We start from the raw sequence: 22336 nt of genomic DNA on the forward strand, positions 1-22336 counted from the left end.
ATAGGCATGTTTTCTTCGCCTGGTTAAGCTCAGCGTCTGAGGATCGTCACGGCGCAGGCGCCATGCTCGAAGCCGGAGATACCGCCACCCGTGGCATGGCAAAGGCCCACGCGAGCGCCCTGAACCTGGTGTGCGCCATTGCGCCCCTGAAGCTGGCGCGTGATCTCGACGAGCTGCGCGACTCCTGTGGCTGCCACGGGGTGACCACGGGCCATCAGCCCGCCGGACGGATTGATGACGTGCTTTCCGCCCAGCTCGGTCTTCCCGCTGTGCAGCAGGGCCACGGCTTCACCAGGACGCGCGAAGCCGAAAGCCTCGTAGTACATCAATTCGGCGATAGAGAAGGAGTCGTGGATCTCCGCCACGTCAATGTCTTCGGGTCCTAGATTCGCCGCTTCGTAAGCCTCGTTCGCGGATTTCGTCGACACGTGCGACTTCACCATCGAACTCGGGCTGGGATCGAACAGGCCCGAGTGCAGGACGGTGGCCGCGATCGTCACCGGCGCCGTGCACCGTGAGCGCTTAACCCAGTCTTCAGACGCAACGACTATGGCCGCTGCGCCGTCGCCGGTGGGGCAGCAATGAGCCAGCCGCAGAGGATCGGCCACCATGCGCGAAGCCTCAGCTTCTTCCAGCGTCAGCGCCGTACGCAATTGCGCGAGGGGATTACGTGCGCCATTCGCTCGTGCCTTGACGGCCACGCGTGATAGCTCCACGCGGCTGATGCCATGTTCGTGGATGTAGCGCTGCGCACGCATCGCATACACGCCCGGCATGGTCAGACCGTGCGCCACGTCCCAATCGTCCGGCGACAGCGGCAGGGGGCCACGGCCCAGCTTGCTGAGCATTTCCACACCCAGAACAAGCGCCACGTCGGCCAGGCCCGCCTCAATGCGCGCGATGGCTTCGCCCAGTGCGGTGGAGCCGCTGGAACATGCGTTCTCGATGTTGATGATGGGCAGGCCCGTCAAGCCGATCTTGCCCAGCGTCTGCTGGCCGACAAGCATGCCTCCGAGTGCGCAGGCGGAGTAGGCGACGTCGAAGTCGCTCTTCTCGAAACCCGATTCGACGATGGCCTCGCGCACCGCGGGCCATGCAAACTCGCGGTGGCTCAGCTCGGGGAAGCGGCCAAAGGGCACGATGCCCGTCCCGACGATATACGTGCCGCGCTTGCTCATGCGCCCCCCACTGAAACGAACGCGAATTCGACACCCACTGCCGGCCCGTCTGCCGCGGGCGGTCCAGGCATGGTGGCCACCGGCATATCGCACCACGGGGGCGTCTCGGCCGAAAAGCCGTGCAAATGGCCGAAGACACGCACGTTCTCTGGGAAGTCCACGTAGCCCCCGTAGGTCTCAGCCTTGTTGTAGCGGATGGTGGTGAAGCTGTAGAGCTTGCCGACTGGCGAGAGCGGCAGGGGCGCGAGGTCCAGGCACATGCAGGAGGGACACACCGTCGTGGGCGGGAAGGTGTGGAACCCGCAAGCCTTGCACTCGCTGCCGACTAGTTGCACCTGCTCGCCTTCGCGCCTCAGGTAAGGAAGGACGGTGAGTTGCGCACGCGGCACCTCACTTGAACGACTCGACATATAGAGAGCTCCGTATTTCGATGAATGGAATTAACGTCCATTAGTCAAAATTATGGCGCTCTTCTGAACGGGCGGAGCCAGCAAAAACCCAGGGCTCCCGTTCCGCCGTGCGGGATACGCCGGCCTCTAAAGCGAAGCTAACCGCAAAAGGGACTGCGTGAGCAGTTCGGGCACGGTCATCATCGCGTTGTGCACCGATGGGAGTTGCTCGTAAGTCCAGTCTTTGCCCGCTGCGGCCTGCGTCCTGGCCCATTGGCGCATTGGCTCGATGCTAGCCAGAGGGTTGACGGTGCAGCCGATGTAGGTGGCCGGCACACCGTTGCCGACCGGAGCGCGAAGGGTCAGCGGCGAGTCGTAGCTGACAGCGGGGTGGGGAGTGAGGCGGCGCTGCAGCCAGGCAGTGTCCGAGGGCTCGCTAATGCCGAAATACGAAGCCGGGGGAACCGGCAGTGAGATGCCGCCGCCGGCACGTATCGTTTCCCGGCGCTGCGCCGCGATCTCCGGCGGCATCGAATCCAGAATCGACTGCCCGGGCTGCAGGATGGCAGCATCGAGGTACACCAGCCGCCGCAGCCTAGACTTGACGCGGTCGGCCGCGCCTGTGATGGCGAGTCCACCAAAGCTGTGGCCGACCAGCACCACATCCTTCAATTCCTCTGCTTCGATCATCGCGGCCAGGTCGGTAACGAAGACATCCACCGTGATGTCACGCGAGAGCAGGTGCGCGCGCTCGCCCAGGCCCGTGGCGGTGGGAGTGAAGACGCTGTGGCCCTGCGCCCGCAGCCGATCGGCAACGCGCACCCAGCACCAGCCGCCGTGCCAGGCGCCGTGCTGCAGCACGAAGGTGCGCTTGGTTTCGACGGCAGCCGTGGCCGCAGGCCTGGCCACGACAGGGGCCGCGAGTGCCGCGGCCATTAGGGATCTGCGTTGCATGGGGATGTCTCCGTCGTCGATGCGAATTCAGAAGATCTTTGGATGCCGACATCGAAGCCGCTTGACCGGTTGGGAGCGGGCGCCGGAGCGGGGGCCTGCGTCACCGGCGGGAACTTGCGGTAAGTGGAATGGCAATGCGCACGTCGTCGGGGGCCTGTCGGGATCAGGGTGCCGCTGCGAAGCACTAGTAGAAGACGTCCGGCCATAGGCCCGGATGGCAGCTGCAATGCGGGCAGAAGGCCTTTTCTAGCAGCGATCGGGTCGGTGTGAGAAGGCGCCGCGCATCGGCAACCGCAGCGTGGCGCGGCACCTTCGGCGGACACCCGCGGTCGAAGACATCCATGCTGGAATGTGAGGGCCAGCACGTATTCAGTCCCACATCGAGTTCGCGCAGCCCGCCGCCCACCTGCTGCTTCTCAGTTCCCAACGGCAGCCTTTGTGTCAGGAAGGATTTGGCACCGGAGATGAATCTCCGGATTGAACATCGTCGGTTCATAGCATCGTTCCCAATGGAGTCCGGCGGAACGCGGAGCGCGCCTCCAGCAAGTGTGTCTATACTCGGTGAGTGAAATGATATTTCGCTGAATAGGTTTGTACTGCCGAAGCCCCAAGCAGCGCATGCATACATACCCGCCGGTAATTTCCCGTCGAATGGAATCGTGAACTTCCGCCGCGCTCCCACAGAGTCAACGCAAGTGGCCGGCCCACCAAGCGCCTTGCTCCGTGGCGTGCAGGTCTTGCTGTCCCTAGTGGAAGCGGGAACGCCATTGACGGTGACGAAACTCGCGGCTGTCCTGGGCTTGCCCACCAGCACGGCACATCGCATCCTCAAGACGCTGAAGGCCACGAGTTACGTGGTGCAGGATACCGATAGCCGTTACCGCGTCGGACCCGCGTTTTTCCGTTCCGCCAGCACCCTTGCCTGCCTTGGCAGCTTCCACCTTGGCGTCCAGCGCGTGCAGCAGAAGCTGGCGGAAGGCAGCGGCGAGTCGGCCTTTTACGGCGCCTACCTTTCGGAGTCCGGCCGGCTGCGCTTCATCGCTACTCTGCAGCCGCACCAGGCGATCCACTACGTCATGCGCACCTGCGTGGACCACTCGTTGCTTTGGGGCGCGTCGGGCCTGTCGATCGCGGCCGCTCTTCCCGAGCAACTCGTGCATGCGATTTATCTACGCGAGCGTGACAGCGGCGAAGGCGAGTACGTGCTGCCCAAGTGGGAGAAGATGCTGGAACTGCTACTCGATGTGCGTCGGCAGGGCTACGCCGTGAGCATGGGGCAGCGCAATGCGGGCGCCCATGCGATCGCGGCGCCGGTGTTCGCCCGCCCCGACGCAGTAGTCGGATGCATAGGCCTGTCGATGCCCTCGGGCCGCCGCCAAAGCGAATTGACCGCGCGGTACATCGGCCTGGTCCAAGCCGCGGCCGCCGACCTGACGCTCGCCGCCGAAGCGGCTTTCGAAAACTGCCACCTCGGAACACCCGGCGGCGACTTCTCGCAGCTGAACGGCTGAGCGCAAGCTAGCGTGGGGCGCCGAGCGCGGCGGACAGCTGGCCCGCGTACTTCTTGGCCGTCTGCGCCAGGACGTTCATCCGTGCCGGGTCGAAGCGCGGCTCGGGAATAACGAAACCCAGCGCGCCGTAGATCAGATTGTTCTCGTCGAACACAGGGGCGAGGATGCTCATTGCGCCCGGCACGCGCTGTCCCCTTGTAAATGCGTAGCCGAGCCGCCTGATCTCCGCGAGCGCCTCCAGCAGTTCCTTCCGCGTGGGCGGCGTTCTCGTGGGCGACCACGTCAACTCCGCGGCCAGGGCCTGGTCCACCTTCTCTTCGGGCAGATAGGCAAGGATGGTCCGCCCGCTGGCGCCCCAGACCAACGACAGGGGCTTGTGGACTTCCCATCGAAAATCCAGCGGGTGCGATGAATCGACACTCGAATCGAACATCACCGCGAGTTGCGCCGGCAGGTATTGCGCGAAGTGGCAGGTCTCGTCGACTTCAGCGACAGCGCTCGACAGGATGCCGTTGATCAGCCGGGGAATCGGCGTGTTCACCTTGACGAGCGAGCCGATGCGGTACAGCTCAGTGCCAATGCGATAGCCACGGCGCCCGCCTTCCGGCGCAATCAATCCCTCGCGCGCGAGCAGGTCCAGCAGGCGGTGCACCGTCGGCACCGGCAATCCGGCCGCGCTCGCGATGTCCTTCAAAGTGAATGCTTCGCGCTGCTCCGCGGCGAGTCTCAGCAGCAGCGCGACCCGAGAAACCGTACCGGTATCGGGTGAAACCTGAGGTGCGCCCGCGGATGAAGCGGATATGTTTCTTCGCATGCCGGCATTATGCGCATCACGCCTTGGCGCTCCCCGCGCCTTCGGCCGCATCGGGCGCGCAAGATTCCCAGAAACCTAGCAAAGCCGCGTTAAAGTCGATGTCGTCCTCTGCGCTGGCCAAGTGCCCTGCGGACATCAGGCAAACACGGCGCGCATGCGGCACCGCGTCGAGCAATTCTTGAAGCGCTTCCTTCGACACCCGTTTGTCGAGCGCGCCGCTGATCACCAGCGCAGGCATGTCGCCCAGCTCAGACAGCGCGGGGCCAGCGTCGTGGAACAGGATGCACTCCAGCGTCTGCAGGTAATCGCCCGGCTTCATGCCCGCGATATCGCGCTGTAGCCGCTCGCGCATCGGTGCCGGCATGCCATCCGTCGCCGTGTCCTTCATGTACGCGGCGGCAAACTCGGGCATACCCTGCCGCGACAAGGCGTCGCGCGCCGATGCCAGTCGGGCCTCCGACTGCGCGCCGCGCAAGGTGCGATAGGCACACGCGAGAGCGAGTGACGCGCAGCGGACCGACGCATCGCGCTTCAGCCGCGAGGCCACTTCGGTTGCTATCAACCCGCCCATGGACAGGCCGACCAGGTGCACAGTCTTGCAGCCCAGAGTGCCGATGACGCCCACCGCGTCTTCCGCGCAGCCTTCGACGCTGAAGCCGCCGCGATTGCTCGAGCCGCCGTGCCCGCGGCTGTCGATTGCGACCACGTGGTACGACGCGGACAGTGCTGCCAGCTGCGGCGCCCACATCGCCGCGGAAGTCCCAAGGCTGTGTAAAAGGACGATACACGGGCGCCCCGCGCTCCCCGCCTCCCGCACGGCAATCGTCTCCGCGCCGATGGGCAGTTTCCGCGCTGGCGTCATACGACGTTCAATCGCTGTAGCCGGGAGACACGCGGTCGAGCAGCCGTATGCAGGCGGCCCAGTCCTTGCCACCCGCGTTTGCCGGATCGATGGTCTCGTACTGCCTAGCAGCGAAATCGCACACCTCGGGCGCGATGGTCGTCACGGGCCGACCGCCGGCGAGCGCGCCCACCTGCGCGCGGCACGCCATCTCCAGGAAATGGTGGTCAACGAAAGTCTGGGGCACGTTGCGCCCGCACACCAGCGCCCCATGGTTGCGCAGGATGGCGTACTTATAGTCGCCCAAGTCGCGTAACAGCGGCCCGCGCTGCTCGATGTTGAACTCGAAGCCACCGAAGGTGTGGTACGCGAGCCGCTTGTAGAACGCCATCGCGTGCTGGCTCAGCATCATCAGGCCTTCTTCCTGCGCCGACACCGCCGTGTTCGCCGTGGTGTGCGTGTGGAAGACCACGTCGAGGTCGCTACGGGCCGCGTAGATGCCGGCGTGAATCACCAGCACGCCGCCCTTTAGGCGCGGCCCTTCCTGCTGGGGGTTTCCGTCGATGTCGAACTTCAGCAGGTCGGACGCCGATACTTCATCGAACATGAAGGTGCTGGGCTTGACGAGAAAGTGCCCGGGGCTGTCCGGCACGCGGGCGGACAGGTGGTTGTAGGTCAGATCGTTGACGCCGAAGTGCGCCATGAGCCGGTAAGCGGCCGCCAGTTGGACGCGCACGTCCCACTCCACTTGGGAGACACGCTCTTTGACCGAAGAAGTCTTTACTAGCATGGTGTTTGATTCGTTGAGTGAAAGCTGCCGAGGTTATTGAGGGAGCCGAAAGCCATCTGCATGATCTGGATCGCCTTGGCGCGGTGGCGCGGTGGCGCGCTCGCCATGTTTCTTCCACCAGCGCAGCGCCGGCAGCCCACTCCCCGCCTGTGCCCAGTCCCGCCAGGGCCTGATACCGCGCGAGCTGCTCCCATCCTCGCCACTTCCACCGGATCGGTGGTCGTTACGAGTTCGCGGATGCAGCGCACAAGAACCAGCGCGAGCAGGTTCACGTCCATCGATTCGAACATCCAGCCCAGGAAAGCAGAGGTCAGGGCGAGCCTCTGGTACCTCGTTATGGGCGATGCTGCGTTTGCGCCGGTGGGGATGGTTGTCTCCTTCAGTCCGCGCCACGCGACAGCGGCGGATTGGCATACCCCGTCGCCACTCGCGCGTCGATGAGGTAGGGCTGGCCGCCGGCCACGACGTCGAGGCCGCGTGCAATTTCCGCCTCGAGCTCCGCTGCGGTGCCAACGGGTCGCGACGAGGCAACGCCCTGCGCCTTGGCCAGCGCGCACAGATCGACCTTGGGGTTGTCGATGCGCTGGCCGATCCATCGATTGTCGACCTCGCGGCCGCGCATCTTCGCCACGGCTTCCTGGTGCACCTCGTCATTGAAGTTGGAGCGGTTGTTCGAGATGATGAAGAGCGCCGGGATCTCATAGTGCGCAGCCGTCCACAGCGCAGTGGCGCCCTGGATGAAATCGCCGTCGCCCAGAATGCCGAGCACGATCCGTCCCGTGCCGCGCAGCGCCAGCGCCGCGCCCACGGTGAGGCCCGGCCCAGCCCCGATGCCACCGCCGCCGTCGTGACCGAGAAAGTCGAGCGGATGCCGGAAGTGAAAAACGTCGCCCGCCCAGCCGAGCGGCACGTGCGCCAGGGTGAACTCGTGACGACCCCGCAGCTTCGCGAGCGCCACCTCGACGTCGCGCGGCTGCAATTCGATGTCGGCGCTCTCGCTGTATTGCGGCGCATGTTCCACCTTGCCGCCTCCTGCCTTCCAGCGCGGCTGGCCCCCCGTGCGGGCTTCGATGATGGGCAGCAGTTGCCCAATGAAGGTGTCGGCGGTGGACATGATCGCGAGGTCCACCGGCGGCAGTCCGAAGTAGTCCATGCTCCAGCCGTTATGCAGCGTACTGTCCATCGTCACGTTGATGATCGAGTCGCACACCGAGCCGGTGTCCCGAGACACCTGCAGCAAAGTGCCATTCAGCTCGGGCCAATCCAGGCCCACCAGGGTGTCCGCACTTGCAACGATCGCCTTGACCTGCGGCGACATCCACTGGATGGGCGGCGCCGCATGCAGCGGGTGAGCGGTGGGGAATATCGCGCGTTCGCGGATCGAGGTCAGCACGCGGGCGCCCAACAGCTCTGCAAAGCGCACGCGCCGCGCCCACGCATCGGTGCCGCGCTCGCCGCGCCCCATCAGCAGCACGGGGCTGCGGCTTTCCAGCAGGATCGAAGCCGCCCTTTCCAGCTGCGCGGCGGTGGCGCCGGGCGCCTGCATTGGAGCGTAGCGGCTCACGTCGGGGATGGCGACTTCCTTGGTGAGGGCTTCCTCCTGCAGGCCCGAATCGAGGCACACGTAGGTGGGCGCGCAGGGCGGCGTGAGGCTCAACTGGGCCGCACGCAGCATGCCTTCCACGATCGACGGGGCCGAGCGCGGTTCGTCATCCCATTTGGTGAAGTGCCGCAGCAGCGCGCCCTGGTCCTTCGTCGTGTGGATCCAATCGATCCAGGGCCGGCGCTTCTCCACGGCTACCGGCCCCGTCGCACCTAAGATCAGCATGGGCACGCGGTCGCACCAGGCATTGAAGATGCCCATGAGGCCGTGCATCAGCCCCACGTTGCTGTGCAGCGCGCAGGCCATCATCTTGTCGCTGGCCTTGGCGTAGCCGTGGGCGATGGACAGCACATGGTCCTCGTTCAGGCACAGCAGCATCTGGGGGTTGCGGTTGCCCAGGTAGTTCACCAGGCTGTCGTGCAAGCCACGATAGCTTGCTCCCGGGTTCAGTGCGATGTACTCGATGCCCAGCCTCTTGAGCATCTCGGCGGCGACGTCGCTTGTCCAGCTCATCGCGGCGCGTTCGCCCTCGGGCTTTTCGATCGCTTCGAAGGTCATCTGTTTGTCCTTACAGCCCGATCGTGAAAGGGTCGCGCGACTTGCCGCTCGTCTCGATCCACACAGTCTTGGTCTCCTGGTATTCCGCCAGTCCTTCGGGTCCGTTCTCGCGCCCAATGCCGCTCTGGCCGTAGCCGCCAAACGGCGCATAGGGCGCCAGCGTGCGATACGCGTTGATCCACACGGATCCAGCGCGGATCTGAGCCGCGACGCGATGCGCTTTCTGCACGTTCAGCGTCCACACCCCTGCTGCCAGGCCGTAGCGGGTGTCGTTGGCCAGGCGGACCGCCTCTTCCTCGGTCTCGAATTCCAGGACCGACAGCACTGGGCCGAAAACTTCGTCCTGGAAGATCGTCATGTCGGGCCGCACTTGGTCGAGGATGGTCGGCTCGATGAAGTAGCCGCCGATCTCTGCGGGCTTGGCGCCGCAGACCACGCGGGCGCCCTGCTTCTTGGCGGCTTCCAGCATGGACATCACCTTGTCGAACTGCGGCTTGGTCGCGGCCGGGCCCATTTCGGTCTCCGGCTGCATGGGGTCGCCCAGCTTGATCGTCTTCACGCGCTCCAGGATCTTCTCGATCAGCTGCGCCTTGGCACCTTTTTGCACAATCAGCCGCGAGCCGGCCATGCAGGACTGCCCCGTGGCGGCGAAGATGCCCGAGATGATCCCGTGCGCGGTGACCGCCACGTCGCAATCGTCAAACACGACCTGCGGCGACTTGCCGCCCAACTCGAGACCCACGCGAGTCAGGTTCTTGGCAGCCACCTGGGCAATTGCCTTGCCGACGCCGTCGGAGCCGGTGAACGCGATCTTGTCGATGCGCGTGCTTTCCGAAAGAAACTTCCCCACTTCCGGCCCACCCGATAGCACGTTGAACACGCCTTTGGGAAAGCCTGCCTCCTCAACCAGCCGGGCGAACGCCAGGCTCGACACGGGCGTGTGCTCCGAGGGTTTGACGACGAAGGTGCAGCCCGCCGCCAGCGCGGGGGCCAGCTTCCAGTTCATCAGGAAAGCCGGGGAGTTCCACGGCGTGATAGCCGCAACCACCCCAAGTGGCTCCTTGCGGGTGAAGGCCATGAAGTTCGGCTTATCGCTGGCCAGCATGCGCCCCTGCTCCGATACCGCCAGACCCGCGTAATAGTAGAACCACTCGGGCATGTAGCGCCACTGCGCGAGCATCTCGCGGTACAGCTTGCCGTTATCGGTCGATTCGATGCGGGCCAATTCCTCTGCATTCTTGGTGATGAGCTCGGCCAGCCGGCGCATCAAGCGCGCGCGATGCTGAGGCGTGGTGTGACGCCACTCGCCATCGTCGAATGCGCGCCGCGCCGCTTCGACTGCCTTGGCGACGTCGGCCGCGGTCGCGTTTGGCACCTGGGCCCACACCTCACCGGTGTAGGGATTCAGGCTGTCAAGAGTGCCTCCGTCTGAGGCGTCCACCCATTGGCCGTCGATATACATCTTTTCCGTATGCATGCTTGCTCCTTGGCCAGGCGCGCGCCGGGCCGTTTGGTTGATTGAACAAAGGGGTTTGGGCGGGTCAGGTGGGCTCAATGCTCAGGCGCTTGAACATGGCCTTGGCCTGAGCGCGTTCGCGCGACATGCGCTCGGCGGCTTCCTTGCCGTTCAACACCAGTTGAATGTTGTGCCGCGCCTCCAGCGCGGCAATGTAGGTTGGGGAACGGAGCACCGTGCGCAGGTCAGCGCCGATCTTCTCCCGCAGTTCTGTGGGCATGCTGCCCGGCGCCATGAAGCAGTACCAAGCTACGCCTTCCAAGTTCCCATAGCCCAGTTCGCCGACAGTGGGCACATTCGGCAGGAAGGGGAAGCGCGTCTTCGACACCGCAGCAAGCGGATTGACTCGCCCGGCCTGCAGCAGCGCCAGCGCACTGGACGGCGTGGCGGCCATCAGTGCGACGCGGCCAGCGGCCAGATCCTGCAGCGCAGGCAACGTGCCGTTGTAAGGGACCTGGTTGAGCTTGATGCCCAACTGCTCCTGCCAACGCTCCCACATCTGGTGGTGGGGGCCGCCGACGCCGTTGGTCGCGTAGTCCACCGAACCAGGCTGGGCTTTCGCGCGCCCGAACAGCTGCTGCAGCGGTGGCGACTCCGGAGCGCCAAGGATGACGTAGGGTGAAGCGCCAACCGAACCCAGCGGCACGATGTCGTTTTCGGGGTCATAGGACGACTTGGCCTTGAGCAGCGGCGCAGAGATGAGCGCGCCATCGTCGGCTACCAGAAAGGAGAAGCCGTCGCCCGGTGCACGTGCGAGGTTCTCCGCGCCGATGGCGCCAGCGGCACCGGCGCGGTTCTCCACAATCACGGTTTGCTTCCACAGAACACCCAGTTCCCTGGCGATCTGCCGCGCAAGCAGGTCAGGCACGCCGCCGGGCACGTAGGGAACAATGATGCGCACGGTCTTGGTAGGGTGAAATTGCTGCGCCCCGGCCGATGTCGCGAGCCAGGGGGCGACGCTGGCCAGCAAAATGGCGCCTGTTGCTTTCCGGCGAGTGAGCTGCATGGTTTTGTCTCCTTAAAGTAGGGTTTGGTGTTCAGTCCAGCGCGACGGAGATCTCGCCGTCCTCAACCTTGACCGGAAACACCTGGATGGCTTTGATGCACGGCAGCGCCACGGGGGCGCCGGTGCGGATGTCGAAACTCCCGTGATGCAAGGGGCACTCGATCTCGTAGCCGTCGAGTTCGCCCTCCGACAGCGAGGTGCTGCCGTGCGAGCATTGGTCCTGGCTGGCGAAGACTTCGCCTGCCACGTTGTAGAGCGCCAAGTCGCGGCCCTCCACGCTGCACCATCGGACGTTGCCCGGCGGAAGGTCGGCGAGGGGGCATGCGGGTTTGAAGTTGCTCATGGCTGGATTCATGCAAAGCGGTCGAAATGGATCCGATCCGGCGACACACCGGAGCGGGTGACGAGCAGGTCCTCGAGCGCCGCCATCAGCGGGGGCGCGCCGGCGGCATAGAAGCGCAGCCTCGAAAACTCGGGCGCCAAGCGCGTCTCGAGCACGGCGGGCAGCAAGCCGCGGTCGCCGACCCAAGCATCGTCTTCCCGCTCCACGGCCGCGGATATTGCCGAATGGAGGTGGAGGGTCCGGCCGAAGCTCGCCAGCGAATGCAGTTCCGCAACGCAGTTCATGTCGTGCGGCCGGCGCCCACCGTAGAAGAAGTGCACGCGATGGCCCGACGCATGGGCGGCGCGCGCGATGGACAGCATGGGCGCGAAGCCCGATCCGCCGGCGATGCAGGCGATGTCCGACGGGTCTTCGTGCCGGAAGTAGGCGTGGCCGTAGGGACCATCGACGACGAATTCCGTGCCCAGTCCCGCGTCCACGAAGTTGCCGCTTTCTTTGCCCCCAGGAACGCGCTTGACAATGAACTCCCAGAGGCCTTGCTCGTTGGGCAGATTTGCCATCGAATAGCACCTGCCCGCCGCCGCCCCCGAAGTGGAGACCACCGCGTACTGGCCTGGCAGGAAGGAGGCCGCGGCGCCCGCCGTCGCGAGCATGATGGACGTCATGTCGTGCGTAAGCGGCCGCGACGCCACCAGCCGCGCGCCTAGCCGCCGCGGCGCCGTCAACTCCACTTCGACCGGTGCCGTCAACACCTTGATCACGCAGTCGCTCGTGGCACTCGTCTGGCAGCCCAGGTAGCGGCCCTTGCGTCGGTCGCGATCGCTCCAGGCCGGCGCTTCGGGCCAGGCTACCTCAACGGAGCCCTTCAGCAGCTCGAAGCGGCACACGCCGCAGCTGCCCGAGTTGCACTCGTAGGGGAAGCCGATGGCGGCCCGCCGCGCCGCGCGCAGTATGCGGTCGCCCGCGGCCTGAGGAAAGCTCGGGCCATCCGCGACTTCGATCAAGTGCAAAGGGTCGGCGGCGTTCACGGCGTCAGAAGCAGTAGACATCCACCACCGCGGGGAAATAGTCGTTCTTAACCAGGATCATCTTGCGGCTGATCTTCCACTCACCTTCGCGCCGCAACGTGTACTCGCTCGAGCCGAAGAAGGTGAACTGCTCGCGGTGCCGCGGGTCGAACACGTGCGTGACCCATGTGGCCCGCACCGCCAGCGTCGAGTCGGTTGCGCCATCTTCCAGCATCACCGGGCCCAGGACGTGGGCCGTGCGCCGCATAGGCGTCGAAGCCGGCGACTTGCCCGAGCGGATGCGCACGATACGGTCTTCCAGACCCGCGCGCGAGGCGTAGTAAACGTGCGAGATCTGCGAGCGCGGGTCGTTCGTCAGCTCGTCCTCCGTGCGCCAGGTGGGCGCCCAGTATTCGCAGTCGGGCGTGTACAGCGCGAGCCAGTCGTCCCAGCGCTGGTCGTCCAGGAATACCGCCTCCTTGTGCAAGACCTCCTGAGCCACGTCCTTGAGGGCGATCACAGCGTGTCCTCCGTCGTTGCAGAGCTTCCAAGGACCGGGCTCATGAGCCGCGCCCACTGGCGGTAGGTGGGGTGGAAGCAGGTCTCGTTCTGAATGGCCCACGGCCCTTCCACGCTGTACTCGGGATTGGCCCCGAGGGCACGCGCAGCGTCGCTGGGTCCCTTGACCGTCGCACCCATGCCGCGCTGGTAGCCCTGCATCCAACCGCCGCTGCCGGCGGCGAAGCCGATCTGGCAATCCTCGTAGACGGTCGTGTCGTCTGGTGTCGCGAAGCCGCTCACGTTGAAGAAGTCCTCGAACTGCCGCAGACGGAACGCGCGCACCTCTGGATCCTCGCCAATGGGCGCCATGCAGTACACGCGCATCTCGGTCTTGTTCGGAGCGATGGGACGGAAGGTGCGCAGCAGCAGCGAGGTCGCGTCGGCAATCTGCATGTTGGGGAACACCGTGATGTTGCGCAGCTTCAGCATCCATTCGGCAGCCGCGTCACCCAGGCGCTCGCGCACCTCGCCCAGCCGCGAATACACCGGACGGCGCTCGGGCTGCGGCTGGTTCAGCCATACCATCGTGTGACCGTTGGCGAAGCCGAACATGCCGCCTTGCTGCGTGAGCCGTTTGGACCAGTCGAACATCTTGGCCTCAACATTGCCCGCGTTCTCGTTCTCGCGGCGCTGCACCACCTCCATGAAGCTCGGGTGCGTGGACGTCAGGTGGTAGAAGTCCGTGCCGTTGTCCATCTGGAGCTTCCAGTTGGCATTGAACGTGTACGTGATGCGGCCCGGGATGAACTCCATGCCCTGTGGTCCCTGCTCCATCGCGAAATCCAGGAATGTGCGCAGCTCACCCAGGTGCTCGGTAAGCGGGCTCACGTCGGGCGAGAGGCAGCCGAAGATCAGGCCCTTGTAGACCTCCATCTTCGCGACCGGAATGAGGTCGTGGTCATCAGTCTCGAAACTCGGCGGATAGCAGCCACCTTGCACGTCCTTGATGTCCGCGCTCTTTCCCGCCGTGGTGTAAGCCCAGCCGTGGTAATTGCACACCACGAACTTGGTGTTGCCGCTTTCCTTGCGGCACAACACCGCGCCCTTGTGGCGGCAGATGTTGAGAAAGGCCCCCAGCCGGCCTTTGCCATCTCTCATCACCAGTATGGGCGTGGTGCCGATGTAGGTGGCGATGTAGTCATTGGGCTTCGGCAGCTGGCTTTCCAGCGCCAGGAAGCACCAGGTCTTGCCGAAGATCTGCTTCTGCTCCAGTTCGAAGATCCTGGGGTCGGCGAAGATGTCCGAGTGGACCTGGAACACGCCGTCTTTTGGACGGTCATCCACGTAGGCCTCCACGGGCTTGAGTTGGTTCATTGCTAATACTCCGGGTGCAGGTTCAGGTGTTCGTGGATTTTTGGATGTCCGCGCGGATATCCGACATGGCGCTGCTGAGGAGGCTCGCCGCCAGTTCCGCGTTCGTGTGGTAAGTCGGTGTGCCTGCGGCCCGCAGGTAGCGCTTTACGGCCTTGATCGCCACGGGATGCCGGGCGACGGTATGGGTCACGATCTCATCAACGCGCTGCTGCAGTGCCGACGCCTCCACCATCTCGCTGATGAGCCCTACGGCAAGCGCCTCGCGAGCGTCCAGCGTCCGGGCGGCGAGCACGAGACTCGCGGCAGCCTTGGGATGGACGTTGGGCAGGACCGCGGACAGCGCCAGTGTGGGCGGCAGGTCCTTGTGCATCTCGGGCAGCGAGAACATGGCACTGGATGCAGCGACCGCCAGATCGCAGGCCGCCATCAGCGCGCAGCCCAGGCCGTGCGCATCGCCCTGCACCTGCGCCACCGAGATGATGTCGAGCAAGTGGATCGCGCGGTAGAGATCGAGGATGGGTTGTACCAGGCCGCCGCGGATGGACTCGGGCGCAAGCGAGGGCCTGGCGCCAGCTTCAGCGGCCCGCCCCACGCAGAAGCTCGCGCCTTGCGCGTACAGCCGAAGCACCTTGACCCCGGGCATGCGGCCCGCCTCTTCGATCGCGCGGGTTGCCGCCACGATGTCTTCGATGCGCAGCGCGTTGCCGAGCTCCGGCCGGCACAAGGTGAGCCTGGCCTCACCGCCGATGGTTTCCAAACAGATCCCGCTGTTTGCCGCGGTCGCCACTCTGTTGTGTTCCACTGTCATGCCTGCACCTGGCCGGCCTCGGCATTGCGCAGTTGCGACCAGACCTGCTCTGGCACCAGCGGAGAGTGGGTGAAGCTCACGCCGTATTCGGCCAATGCGTTTTCCATCGCGCTGATGATGGCCGCCGCGGCGGGAATGGTTCCGCCCTCGCCTGCACCCTTTACGCCCAGCGGGTTCAGCGGGCTGGGCGTTTCCAGATGCACCGCCTGCACCTGCGGCACGTCCGTCGCCATGGGCAGCAGGTACTCGCCGAAGTTGGTGGTGAGTGGCTGGCCGTTGTCGTCGTACTGCATCCACTCGAGCGTGGCATTGCCGATTCCGTGCGCCACGGCGCCCTGAATCTGGCCGTCCACGATCATGGGATTGATCAGGTTCCCGCAATCGTGGGCCATCACGTAGTTGAGGATGCGGATCTGCCCGATCTCGGCGTCCACCTCGAGTTCTACGACGGCCGTCCCATTACAGAAGGTGCTCTGTGCCGGCGAGAAGTACTGGGTGTCTTCCAGACCCGCCATCATGCCGTCGGGCATGGAGAAGCCTGGCATTCCCTGTGAAACGCGTGCGAGCTCCGCCAGGCTTGTTGCCTTCGACGGGTCGCCAATAAGCGTGACTTGGCCGTTCGCAAGCTCCAGTTGCGCCGCATCGCAGGCCATCAAGAATGCCGCCAAACTTAGGATGCGCGCACGCACAGTCCGCGATGCCAGGTAGACCGAGTTGCCCGCAGTTACGGTGATGCGGCTGGCGAAAGTGCCGATGCCCATGGAGACGGCGCCGGTGTCGGCGGTGACCACGTCGATCTGCTCTAGCGGAAGGTTCAACTGATCCGCGCAGATCTGCGCGAAGGTGGTCTTATGTCCCTGCCCTTGCGGCGATGCGCCCGTCAGCACGGCCACGCGACCATTCTGCTGCACGCGCACGGTCGCGCCCTCGAAAGGCCCGAGGCCCGTTCCTTCGACGTAATTGGCGAGGCCGATGCCGATGAAGCGGCCTTCCTGCCGCGCCTTGCGCTGGCGTTCCGCGAAGCCGGCATAGCCGGCGCGCTCCATTGCCGCCGCCTGAGTGGCCGGATATTCGCCGCTGTCGTAACGCATCGGCTTGCCGTCGCGGTAGATGAAGCCAACCTCGTACGGCATCTGCTCCGGTTGGATGAAATTGCGCCGCCTCAGCTCCGCGCGGTCCAATCCCAGGCGCCGCGCTCCCAAGTCGAGGATGCGCTCCATCGCGAACACGGCCTGCGGCCGGCCAGCGCCGCGCACCGGGCTTGTAGGACCCTTGTTCGTGAACACCACCTTGAGGTCCACTGACATCGCAGGCACCTGGTACGGGCCAGGGGTCGTGGTCACCGAGATCCACGGCATGATGATTCCCCAGGGCAGCCACGCGCCGTTGTCGTGCACCATCTCCAGCCGCACGCCGCGGATGCGCCCGTCGCTCTCGAATCCCATTTCAATGGTCCACCACTGATCGCGCTCCTGTGTGGCTGTCAGGAAGTGTTCGCGCCGGTCTTCTATCCACTTCACCGGGCGCTGCAGCGCGCAGGCGGCGACGCACACCATCGCCTCCTCAGGGTAGAACATGGCCTTGGGCCCGAAGCCACCGCCAACGTCATTCATAACCACGCGGAGCTTTTCAGGATTCCAAGCCAGCAGCTCCACCAGGCTCTTCTTCTCGAGGTGTGGGGCCTGGCCCGACGACCACACTGTCAGTTCGTCCGTGGATGGATGAAGCTCGGCCAGGTATCCTCGAGTCTCCATGGGATGCGCGGACCCGCGGTTCTGCCAAAACGTCTCCTTTACAGAGATGCACGGGCCTTCGAACGCGGCGGCCACGTCGCCGAAGCCCATCGTCACGTGTGCAGCAAGGTTGTCTGGCGCATCCAGATGCGCAGTTGGCGCGCCGGCCTTCAGTGCGTCCAGGGCATTGGCCGCCACGGGCAGCTCTTCGTACGCAACCTCAATGCGCTCGCACGCGTCCTCGGCGATGTAGCGGTTCTCGGCCACGACGAACGCGATGGGGTCGCCCACAGCACAGACCTCGCCTTGTGCGAGCACGCGCTGCGCGCGGAGCTGACGAATCGCGGGGTTGGGCACCAGGATGGGCATGGGCTGCCGTGCCGATTCAGGCAGATCGGCTTCCGTGTGCACAAGGTGCACGCCGGGCAGCGCGCGCGCTCCAGCCGTATCGATACTCACGATCCGAGCGTGCGCGTGTGGGCTGCGCAGCACCGCCATGTGCAGGATGCCCGGGATCTTCAGGTCGTCGACGAAGGCGCCCTTGCCTTGCAGCAGCTGCCTGTCTTCAGTGCGACGCACTGGCCGCCCGATGTAGGCGTGCTTCGCGATCTTTTCTGCGTCTGAGTGGTCCACGTATTTTTCCTTAAGCCGAAGCGGTGGCCTTGGCCTCGCGGTAGCGCTTGGCGGCCAGCAGCGCGGCTTCAACGATGGGCTGGTACCCCGTGCAACGGCACAGGTTGCCGGTGAGCGCATCGCGAATCTCCGCTTCGGTGGGGTCGGGCTTGTCGCGCAGCAGTTCGGTCAGAGTGGCCAGCATGCCCGGCGTGCAGAAGCCGCATTGCAACGCGTGGCACTCGTGGAAGGCCTGCTGCAGGATGGACAGGCTGCCGTCCGGATTGCCCATGCCTTCGACGGTGGTGATGGCGTGCCCATCGGCCTGGACGGCAAGCGTCAGGCAGGACCGCGCGGTACGCCCATCGAAGAGGATGGTGCACGCGCCGCAGACGCCATGCTCGCAGCCGTAATGGGTGCCGGTCAGGCCCGCGTCGTGCCGCAGCAAGTCGCCCAGTGTTCGCCGGCCTTCGGTGCGCAGCTCGCACGGCTTGCCGTTGATCTCGCAACGAATGGTGTGGACGCTCATGCCTTCTCCGCGTGCGACATGCGTTGGAATGCGGTGCGCACCGCTCGCCCGGCGAGCACGCCAGCCAGGTGCTGTCGATAGTCGGAAGACACATGCGCGTCAGCCATAGCCTCAACCGCACGGGCGGCCGCTTCGGACGCGCCAATGATCGCGTCGTCCGCCGGCTGGCCCACGGCCTGCTCTTCGAAGCCGTGCAGCCGCACCGGGCCGGCCGCCAAGCCGCACAGCGCGACGGAGATCGCTGAAATGCGCCGCCGGTCGTCACACGCAGCCAGGGCCGCGACTCCGACGATGGCGTAGTCGCCCTGCCGCCGCGCGAACTCGGTGAAAGCCCAGCCGTGCCCCTTGGGCCACAAGTCGCATTCGATGTGCACAAGAATCTCCTCGGGTTCGATCTGCGGCGTCATGTAGGCAAGCGTCCAGTCGGCGATGGGCACCGATCGCCGCCCCGAGGGTCCTTGCACGTGCAGGCTCGCGCCCTGCGCTGCCAGAAAGCAAGGCTGCTCGGACGCCGGGTCCAGGTGGCACAGGCTGCCACCCAGGGTGCCGCGGTTGCGGATCTGCGGATGGCTTACGAAGGTGTAGGCCTCGGGGATCAGCGGCGCGGCGGCCCTCACTTCGGCTGACTGCTGGATGTCCCGCTGGCGTGTCATTGCACCGATACGCAAAGTGTTGCCGGACACGGCTATGCCCTGCAGCTCGCGGATGTTGTTCAGGTCGATCACGTGGTCGGGCTGCGCGAAGCGGAAGTTGAGCATCGGCATCAGCGTCTGCCCGCCTGCGAGTAGCTTCGAGTTCTCGAGGGTCGAGGCGAGCTGTATGGCCTCATCGACCGTGCGAGGTGCGTGGTATTCGAAATTGCAGGGTTTCACCGGCGCCCCTTCAGTTCGAACGCGGCGAATCGTGGCGGCCGAACAGCCGGCGGAGCCAGGCCTTGAAGGCCGCGAGCATCGCGTTGCCAAGCAGTGCTGTGCCGTCAAGCGATTGCGCGGCCGAGACGCCGGGCGACGCCACATTGGCAGTGGCCGTGCCACGCGCCGGCAGCGCACGCCGCAGGTTTATCGCGAATTGGTCGACGAGCTGGCGCGAAAGCGCTTCGATCATCCCGGCGCCGCGCCCGAACTGCGCGACAGCGCCGGAGAGATCGACCGTCGAGGTCAGGTTGACCTCCGTGCGTGAGTCGCCGCCCGAAAGCTCGACGTCCACCGTCGCATTCGCGCCGCCCCGCCCTTTGGTGTCGGAGCCTTGCGCCTTGATCATCAGATGGCCGCGCTCGGCGTCGGCTTCGGTGATCAGGAAGCGCCCCGCAAAGCTGAACGACATGGGGCCGAGCTTCACGACGAAGTTGGCCTTCCAAGAGCCGTCCTCGTTGCGGTTCAACAGCTGGGCGCCCGGAAAGCAGGGCGCGGCCCGTTCGATGTCTGTCAACAGGCGCCATGCCTCTTCTTTGGGTGCATCGAGAGAGAAGGATGAGCAGATCGTCAATGCCATGCGGCCACCTTGCCCGTTGCGACGCGAGCTTGTCCTTGCAGATCGAACATCTTGGCCGCCAGCCTTGCTGCGCCATTTTGTTCTCGTTGAATGGAATAAGTTATCACTGGACAAACTTTAGATGCGCCGTCGCGCTGTCGCATCAGTGTTTACCCCTGCCCAGCCTTTGCTGTTGGGTTGAGACGCGGACAAAAGGCGGGGTGCTGCGGCCGCGCACGGACCAACAGCGAAGCAGTTGGCCTTGCGGCGGGCGCACTGCACGGCGAAGTACGGTCGACGGTGCATACAGCCTCCGCCTGGTTCGATCGGTGCGCAGACGGCAGGCCGCATCGAACAGGCCGGGCGGCGCTGGCTGGCGCTTGAGCAGATGGCATATGACGCCGCTGGCGCGCGGAGGCTCCGTGCGTCCCAGGCTTCCTGGCTTCATTCGACCTCGCCCGTTGGACTCGGCAGCACGCATGCGCAGTGATCGACAGATCCTCGATCCTGATGTCATCGCGCGGCCGCTGCCGCGTGAGACAAGGGAGGCGCTGCTCCCATCGCAACGCGTCTATCGCGTCGTGGTCCAGGCGAGCCTGCTGCTGCCCAGGGCGCCGTGCCGGCGCCATTCACTCCGCACGTTGAGGGCAGTGTTGCCGATACCAGCGGATGCCAGGAAGCGTATGGACCTATGCGGGGCCGTGCATGCAATAGGCGTACGGACACATTCGTTTCACGCAATGGCGCAGTCACGCCTGTCTTCGGGATTTCTGCACCGGCCTGGCTACGGCGCTGAACTCCATGGCCATGCCGGAGACCCAGCGGCTGAACGCCTGGACCACAGGGGAGTCGCGTTTGTGCTCGGGATAAACGAAGCAGTAGCGCTTTTCGTGTTTCAGGCTCACGTCCATGGGAATCGCCAGCACCCCGCGTTCGATGTCCTCCTGCACATAGAACCGCGGCACCAGTCCCACGCCGAGGCCTGCGCGCGCCGCATCGATGACCATGGCGTAGAGCTCGAAACGCATGGCCGGCGCCGACACGGTGGCGGAACAACCCGCGGCTTGGAACCAGCGTTGCCAGGCTTCAGGCCGGGTGCGCTTGTGCAGCAGCGGGAGGGCCAGCAGCCTGGGGGCGGTTCTGAACTTGGCCAGTTCGAAGTGCTGCGGGCTCAGCACCGGCACCACTTCTTCCTCGAACAGCTGCACCTTCTCCGCACTATCCCACACCGGGTCGTCGAAATGCAGTGCGGCATCGAAGTTGGTACCGTGAAAGCTAAAGGGGTCTGCCTTTTCGGACAGATTGACCGTAATGTCCGGATGCTTCGCCAGGAAGTCGTTGAGCCTCGGCAGCAGCCAGCGGCTGGCGAACGTGGGGATGACGGCCAGCTCCAGCACGCCGCCGGCCCCTTTGGATTCGATCAGCGACTTGGTGTGCATCTCGATCTCGTCCAGGCTGCCGCGGATATTGCGGCTGTACAGGCGGCCCGCATCGGTGAGGATGACCTGCTTCTTCACGCGGCTGAACAGCTTCACGCCAAGATACTGCTCGAGCACCGCGATCTGCCGGCTCACCGCGCTCTCCGTCAGAAATACCTCCGCCGCGGCGCGCGCAAAACTCTCGTGGCGCGCGGCCGCTTCGAAAAGACATAGGGCAACGGTGCTGGGGATCTTGCGTTTCATGGACGACGGGTTGGTGCGGTCGGACCTGCATTCTTGACCAACCCGAGCCGGCGGCAACGATTCACTAACCAGCCTATTCGTCCACCGTGATGTTCGCCGCCTTGACCACCGCGCCCCAGCGCGTGTTCTCCGCATGCACGAAGGCGCCAAACGCGGCGGGCTCGATGTTGGACGGGGTGTAGCCGATCTCTGCCAAGCGGGCACGGAACGCCGGGTCCTTCACCACCTTGTCGACCTGGGCCTGCAGCGCGTCGATGACGGGCTGTGGCGTATTCGGCGGCGCGAGCACACCGAACCAGGTGTCGGCATCAACCTTGTAGCCCAGCTCGGCGAGTGTGGGCACATCGCTCAAACCCGCAAACCGCTCCGGCGAACCCGAGGCCAGCAGCTTGATCTTGGAGCGGCTACCCATGGCCAACGGGGTCGGCACGAAGCCGTATTCAACGTCGCCCGCCATCACCGCGGCCATCACCGGCGCGGCCCCCGCGTACGGTACTGGCAGGGCCTTCGTGCCCTCGACCTTGGTGCGCAGCAGCTCCATGCCCATCTGCGCCATGCTGCCCGGCCCCCAGTGCGCGTAGCTGATCTCGCGCGACTTGGCCTGGGTGATGAACTCCGCCACGTTCTTGACCTCGTTGGACGATCTCGATGCCAGCACAAAACCCATCTTGCCGACCAGCGCCACCGGCTTGAACCCGTTCGGATCGAACTTGATGACCTTCTTGTAGATGTGGGGAGAGACCGAGATGAAGTCCGCCGCGGCGAACAGCAGCGTGGTGCCATTCGGTGGCGCCGCAAACACGTAGTTGGCGCCCAGAATGCCATTCACCCCGGGCCGGTTCTCCACGATCAGGGGTTGGCCCAGCGAACTGCCGATCTGGTTGGCCACCATGCGGGCCAACACGTCGGTGCCGCCACCCGGTGCATAAGGCACGACGAGGTGCACCGTGCCCGGCGGGGTCCAGGTCGGCTGGGCGGCGAAGCTGCCCGAAGCGAGCGCCATGCCGACCGCCACGGCCAGCGTGCGCCGGAGCCAGCGGTGGGCCACTAGCGGCCCGGTCTGACGGGAGGAAATGAATGTGGTGTCAGAAATCATGTTGGTCTCCTTCAAATTCGA

21 protein-coding genes are annotated in these 22336 nt (G+C 65.1%); 1 reads left to right on the plus strand and 20 read right to left on the minus strand.

The features are described 5' to 3' along the window. Positions 1 to 29: 29 nt before the first annotated feature. The 3 genes from E5CHR_RS17025 to E5CHR_RS17035 form a co-directional block, all read right to left on the minus strand. A complete protein-coding gene (locus E5CHR_RS17025; RefSeq protein ID WP_162580943.1) occupies positions 30 to 1178 on the minus strand; it encodes a thiolase family protein in 1149 nt (382 codons plus the stop codon). Further along, a complete protein-coding gene (locus tag E5CHR_RS17030) occupies positions 1175 to 1588 on the minus strand; it encodes a Zn-ribbon domain-containing OB-fold protein (protein ID WP_162580944.1) in 414 nt (137 codons plus the stop codon). The genes E5CHR_RS17025 and E5CHR_RS17030 overlap by 4 nt, the downstream gene beginning before the upstream one ends. Positions 1589 to 1714: 126 nt before the next feature. Next, on the minus strand, positions 1715 to 2521 hold the full coding sequence (locus tag E5CHR_RS17035) for an alpha/beta fold hydrolase (protein WP_197893860.1): 807 nt from the start codon (positions 2519 to 2521) through the stop codon (positions 1715 to 1717). A gap of 659 nt (positions 2522 to 3180) precedes the next feature. Here E5CHR_RS17035 and E5CHR_RS17040 point away from each other — a divergent pair. Next, complete coding sequence (locus E5CHR_RS17040; RefSeq protein ID WP_162580945.1) at positions 3181 to 4032, plus strand: IclR family transcriptional regulator; 852 nt, start codon at positions 3181 to 3183, stop codon at positions 4030 to 4032. A 7-nt stretch (positions 4033 to 4039) separates the two neighbouring features. Here E5CHR_RS17040 and E5CHR_RS17045 read toward each other — a convergent pair whose 3' ends face one another. From E5CHR_RS17045 to E5CHR_RS17125, 17 genes are all read right to left on the minus strand, one after another. After that, a complete protein-coding gene (locus E5CHR_RS17045) occupies positions 4040 to 4897 on the minus strand; it encodes an IclR family transcriptional regulator (RefSeq protein ID WP_162580946.1) in 858 nt (285 codons plus the stop codon). Then, positions 4863 to 5708, minus strand: coding sequence for an alpha/beta fold hydrolase (locus tag E5CHR_RS17050; RefSeq protein WP_162580947.1), 846 nt, complete (start codon positions 5706 to 5708; stop codon positions 4863 to 4865). The genes E5CHR_RS17045 and E5CHR_RS17050 overlap by 35 nt, the downstream gene beginning before the upstream one ends. Positions 5709 to 5715: 7 nt before the next feature. Then, positions 5716 to 6477 (minus strand): class II aldolase/adducin family protein, encoded by a 762-nt coding sequence (locus E5CHR_RS17055; RefSeq protein ID WP_162580948.1) that lies wholly within the window; start codon positions 6475 to 6477, stop codon positions 5716 to 5718. 379 nt (positions 6478 to 6856) lie between these two features. After that, positions 6857 to 8638, minus strand: coding sequence for a thiamine pyrophosphate-binding protein (locus E5CHR_RS17060; protein ID WP_162580949.1), 1782 nt, complete (start codon positions 8636 to 8638; stop codon positions 6857 to 6859). A 10-nt stretch (positions 8639 to 8648) separates the two neighbouring features. Further along, positions 8649 to 10100 (minus strand): aldehyde dehydrogenase, encoded by a 1452-nt coding sequence (locus tag E5CHR_RS17065; RefSeq protein ID WP_232062088.1) that lies wholly within the window; start codon positions 10098 to 10100, stop codon positions 8649 to 8651. Positions 10101 to 10179: 79 nt separating this feature from the next. Further along, positions 10180 to 11160, minus strand: coding sequence for a Bug family tripartite tricarboxylate transporter substrate binding protein (locus E5CHR_RS17070; RefSeq protein ID WP_162580950.1), 981 nt, complete (start codon positions 11158 to 11160; stop codon positions 10180 to 10182). A gap of 31 nt (positions 11161 to 11191) precedes the next feature. Continuing rightward, entirely contained in the window at positions 11192 to 11503 is a 312-nt protein-coding gene (locus E5CHR_RS17075) for a non-heme iron oxygenase ferredoxin subunit (RefSeq protein ID WP_162580951.1), read from the minus strand. Between the two features lie 8 nt (positions 11504 to 11511). Continuing rightward, positions 11512 to 12552, minus strand: coding sequence for a 2Fe-2S iron-sulfur cluster binding domain-containing protein (locus E5CHR_RS17080; RefSeq protein WP_162580952.1), 1041 nt, complete (start codon positions 12550 to 12552; stop codon positions 11512 to 11514). Continuing rightward, the gene (locus E5CHR_RS17085; protein WP_162580953.1) at positions 12536 to 13030 is read right to left on the minus strand and encodes an aromatic-ring-hydroxylating dioxygenase subunit beta; all 495 of its coding nucleotides are present in this window, start codon (positions 13028 to 13030) and stop codon (positions 12536 to 12538) included. The genes E5CHR_RS17080 and E5CHR_RS17085 overlap by 17 nt, the downstream gene beginning before the upstream one ends. Then, on the minus strand, positions 13027 to 14385 hold the full coding sequence (locus E5CHR_RS17090) for an aromatic ring-hydroxylating oxygenase subunit alpha (protein ID WP_162580954.1): 1359 nt from the start codon (positions 14383 to 14385) through the stop codon (positions 13027 to 13029). Before E5CHR_RS17090 ends, E5CHR_RS17085 begins: the two co-directional genes overlap by 4 nt. Positions 14386 to 14407: 22 nt before the next feature. After that, positions 14408 to 15193, minus strand: a complete 786-nt coding sequence (locus E5CHR_RS17095) for an enoyl-CoA hydratase/isomerase family protein (protein WP_162580955.1) — start codon at positions 15191 to 15193, stop codon at positions 14408 to 14410. After that, positions 15190 to 17424: a xanthine dehydrogenase family protein molybdopterin-binding subunit gene (locus tag E5CHR_RS17100; RefSeq protein ID WP_232062089.1), complete on the minus strand. Its 2235-nt coding sequence runs from the start codon at positions 17422 to 17424 to the stop codon at positions 15190 to 15192. Before E5CHR_RS17100 ends, E5CHR_RS17095 begins: the two co-directional genes overlap by 4 nt. A gap of 145 nt (positions 17425 to 17569) precedes the next feature. Beyond that, complete coding sequence (locus E5CHR_RS17105) at positions 17570 to 18067, minus strand: (2Fe-2S)-binding protein (protein ID WP_162580957.1); 498 nt, start codon at positions 18065 to 18067, stop codon at positions 17570 to 17572. Then, positions 18064 to 18939, minus strand: coding sequence for an FAD binding domain-containing protein (locus E5CHR_RS17110; protein WP_162580958.1), 876 nt, complete (start codon positions 18937 to 18939; stop codon positions 18064 to 18066). The genes E5CHR_RS17105 and E5CHR_RS17110 overlap by 4 nt, the downstream gene beginning before the upstream one ends. Positions 18940 to 18949: 10 nt before the next feature. Then, positions 18950 to 19558: an SRPBCC family protein gene (locus E5CHR_RS17115; protein WP_162583762.1), complete on the minus strand. Its 609-nt coding sequence runs from the start codon at positions 19556 to 19558 to the stop codon at positions 18950 to 18952. 728 nt (positions 19559 to 20286) lie between these two features. Then, positions 20287 to 21219 carry a LysR family transcriptional regulator gene (locus E5CHR_RS17120; protein WP_162580959.1) on the minus strand — a complete coding sequence of 311 codons (933 nt, stop codon included), beginning with the start codon at positions 21217 to 21219 and terminating at the stop codon, positions 20287 to 20289. 73 nt (positions 21220 to 21292) lie between these two features. After that, a complete protein-coding gene (locus E5CHR_RS17125) occupies positions 21293 to 22315 on the minus strand; it encodes a Bug family tripartite tricarboxylate transporter substrate binding protein (RefSeq protein WP_162580960.1) in 1023 nt (340 codons plus the stop codon). Positions 22316 to 22336: the final 21 nt, after the last annotated feature.

The sequence above is a fragment of the Variovorax sp. PBS-H4 genome, assembly GCF_901827205.1.
Lineage (GTDB): Bacteria > Pseudomonadota > Gammaproteobacteria > Burkholderiales > Burkholderiaceae_C > Variovorax.

Excerpts from the sequence above, each read along its gene's own strand:
- E5CHR_RS17025 (WP_162580943.1), bottom strand. The coding sequence starts at position 1,178 with ATGAGCAAGCGCGGCACGTATATCGTCGGGACGGGCATCGTGCCCTTT.
- E5CHR_RS17030 (WP_162580944.1), bottom strand. The coding sequence starts at position 1,588 with ATGTCGAGTCGTTCAAGTGAGGTGCCGCGTGCGCAACTCACCGTCCTT.
- E5CHR_RS17035 (WP_197893860.1), bottom strand. The coding sequence starts at position 2,521 with ATGCAACGCAGATCCCTAATGGCCGCGGCACTCGCGGCCCCTGTCGTG.
- E5CHR_RS17045 (WP_162580946.1), bottom strand. The coding sequence starts at position 4,897 with ATGCGGCCGAAGGCGCGGGGAGCGCCAAGGCGTGATGCGCATAATGCC.
- E5CHR_RS17050 (WP_162580947.1), bottom strand. The coding sequence starts at position 5,708 with ATGACGCCAGCGCGGAAACTGCCCATCGGCGCGGAGACGATTGCCGTG.
- E5CHR_RS17055 (WP_162580948.1), bottom strand. The coding sequence starts at position 6,477 with ATGCTAGTAAAGACTTCTTCGGTCAAAGAGCGTGTCTCCCAAGTGGAG.
- E5CHR_RS17060 (WP_162580949.1), bottom strand. The coding sequence starts at position 8,638 with ATGACCTTCGAAGCGATCGAAAAGCCCGAGGGCGAACGCGCCGCGATG.
- E5CHR_RS17065 (WP_232062088.1), bottom strand. The coding sequence starts at position 10,100 with ATGTATATCGACGGCCAATGGGTGGACGCCTCAGACGGAGGCACTCTT.
- E5CHR_RS17070 (WP_162580950.1), bottom strand. The coding sequence starts at position 11,160 with ATGCAGCTCACTCGCCGGAAAGCAACAGGCGCCATTTTGCTGGCCAGC.
- E5CHR_RS17075 (WP_162580951.1), bottom strand. The coding sequence starts at position 11,503 with ATGAGCAACTTCAAACCCGCATGCCCCCTCGCCGACCTTCCGCCGGGC.
- E5CHR_RS17080 (WP_162580952.1), bottom strand. The coding sequence starts at position 12,552 with ATGTCTACTGCTTCTGACGCCGTGAACGCCGCCGACCCTTTGCACTTG.
- E5CHR_RS17090 (WP_162580954.1), bottom strand. The coding sequence starts at position 14,385 with ATGAACCAACTCAAGCCCGTGGAGGCCTACGTGGATGACCGTCCAAAA.
- E5CHR_RS17095 (WP_162580955.1), bottom strand. The coding sequence starts at position 15,193 with ATGACAGTGGAACACAACAGAGTGGCGACCGCGGCAAACAGCGGGATC.
- E5CHR_RS17100 (WP_232062089.1), bottom strand. The coding sequence starts at position 17,424 with ATGGCGGTGCTGCGCAGCCCACACGCGCACGCTCGGATCGTGAGTATC.
- E5CHR_RS17105 (WP_162580957.1), bottom strand. The coding sequence starts at position 18,067 with ATGAGCGTCCACACCATTCGTTGCGAGATCAACGGCAAGCCGTGCGAG.
- E5CHR_RS17115 (WP_162583762.1), bottom strand. The coding sequence starts at position 19,558 with ATGGCATTGACGATCTGCTCATCCTTCTCTCTCGATGCACCCAAAGAA.
- E5CHR_RS17120 (WP_162580959.1), bottom strand. The coding sequence starts at position 21,219 with ATGAAACGCAAGATCCCCAGCACCGTTGCCCTATGTCTTTTCGAAGCG.
- E5CHR_RS17125 (WP_162580960.1), bottom strand. The coding sequence starts at position 22,315 with ATGATTTCTGACACCACATTCATTTCCTCCCGTCAGACCGGGCCGCTA.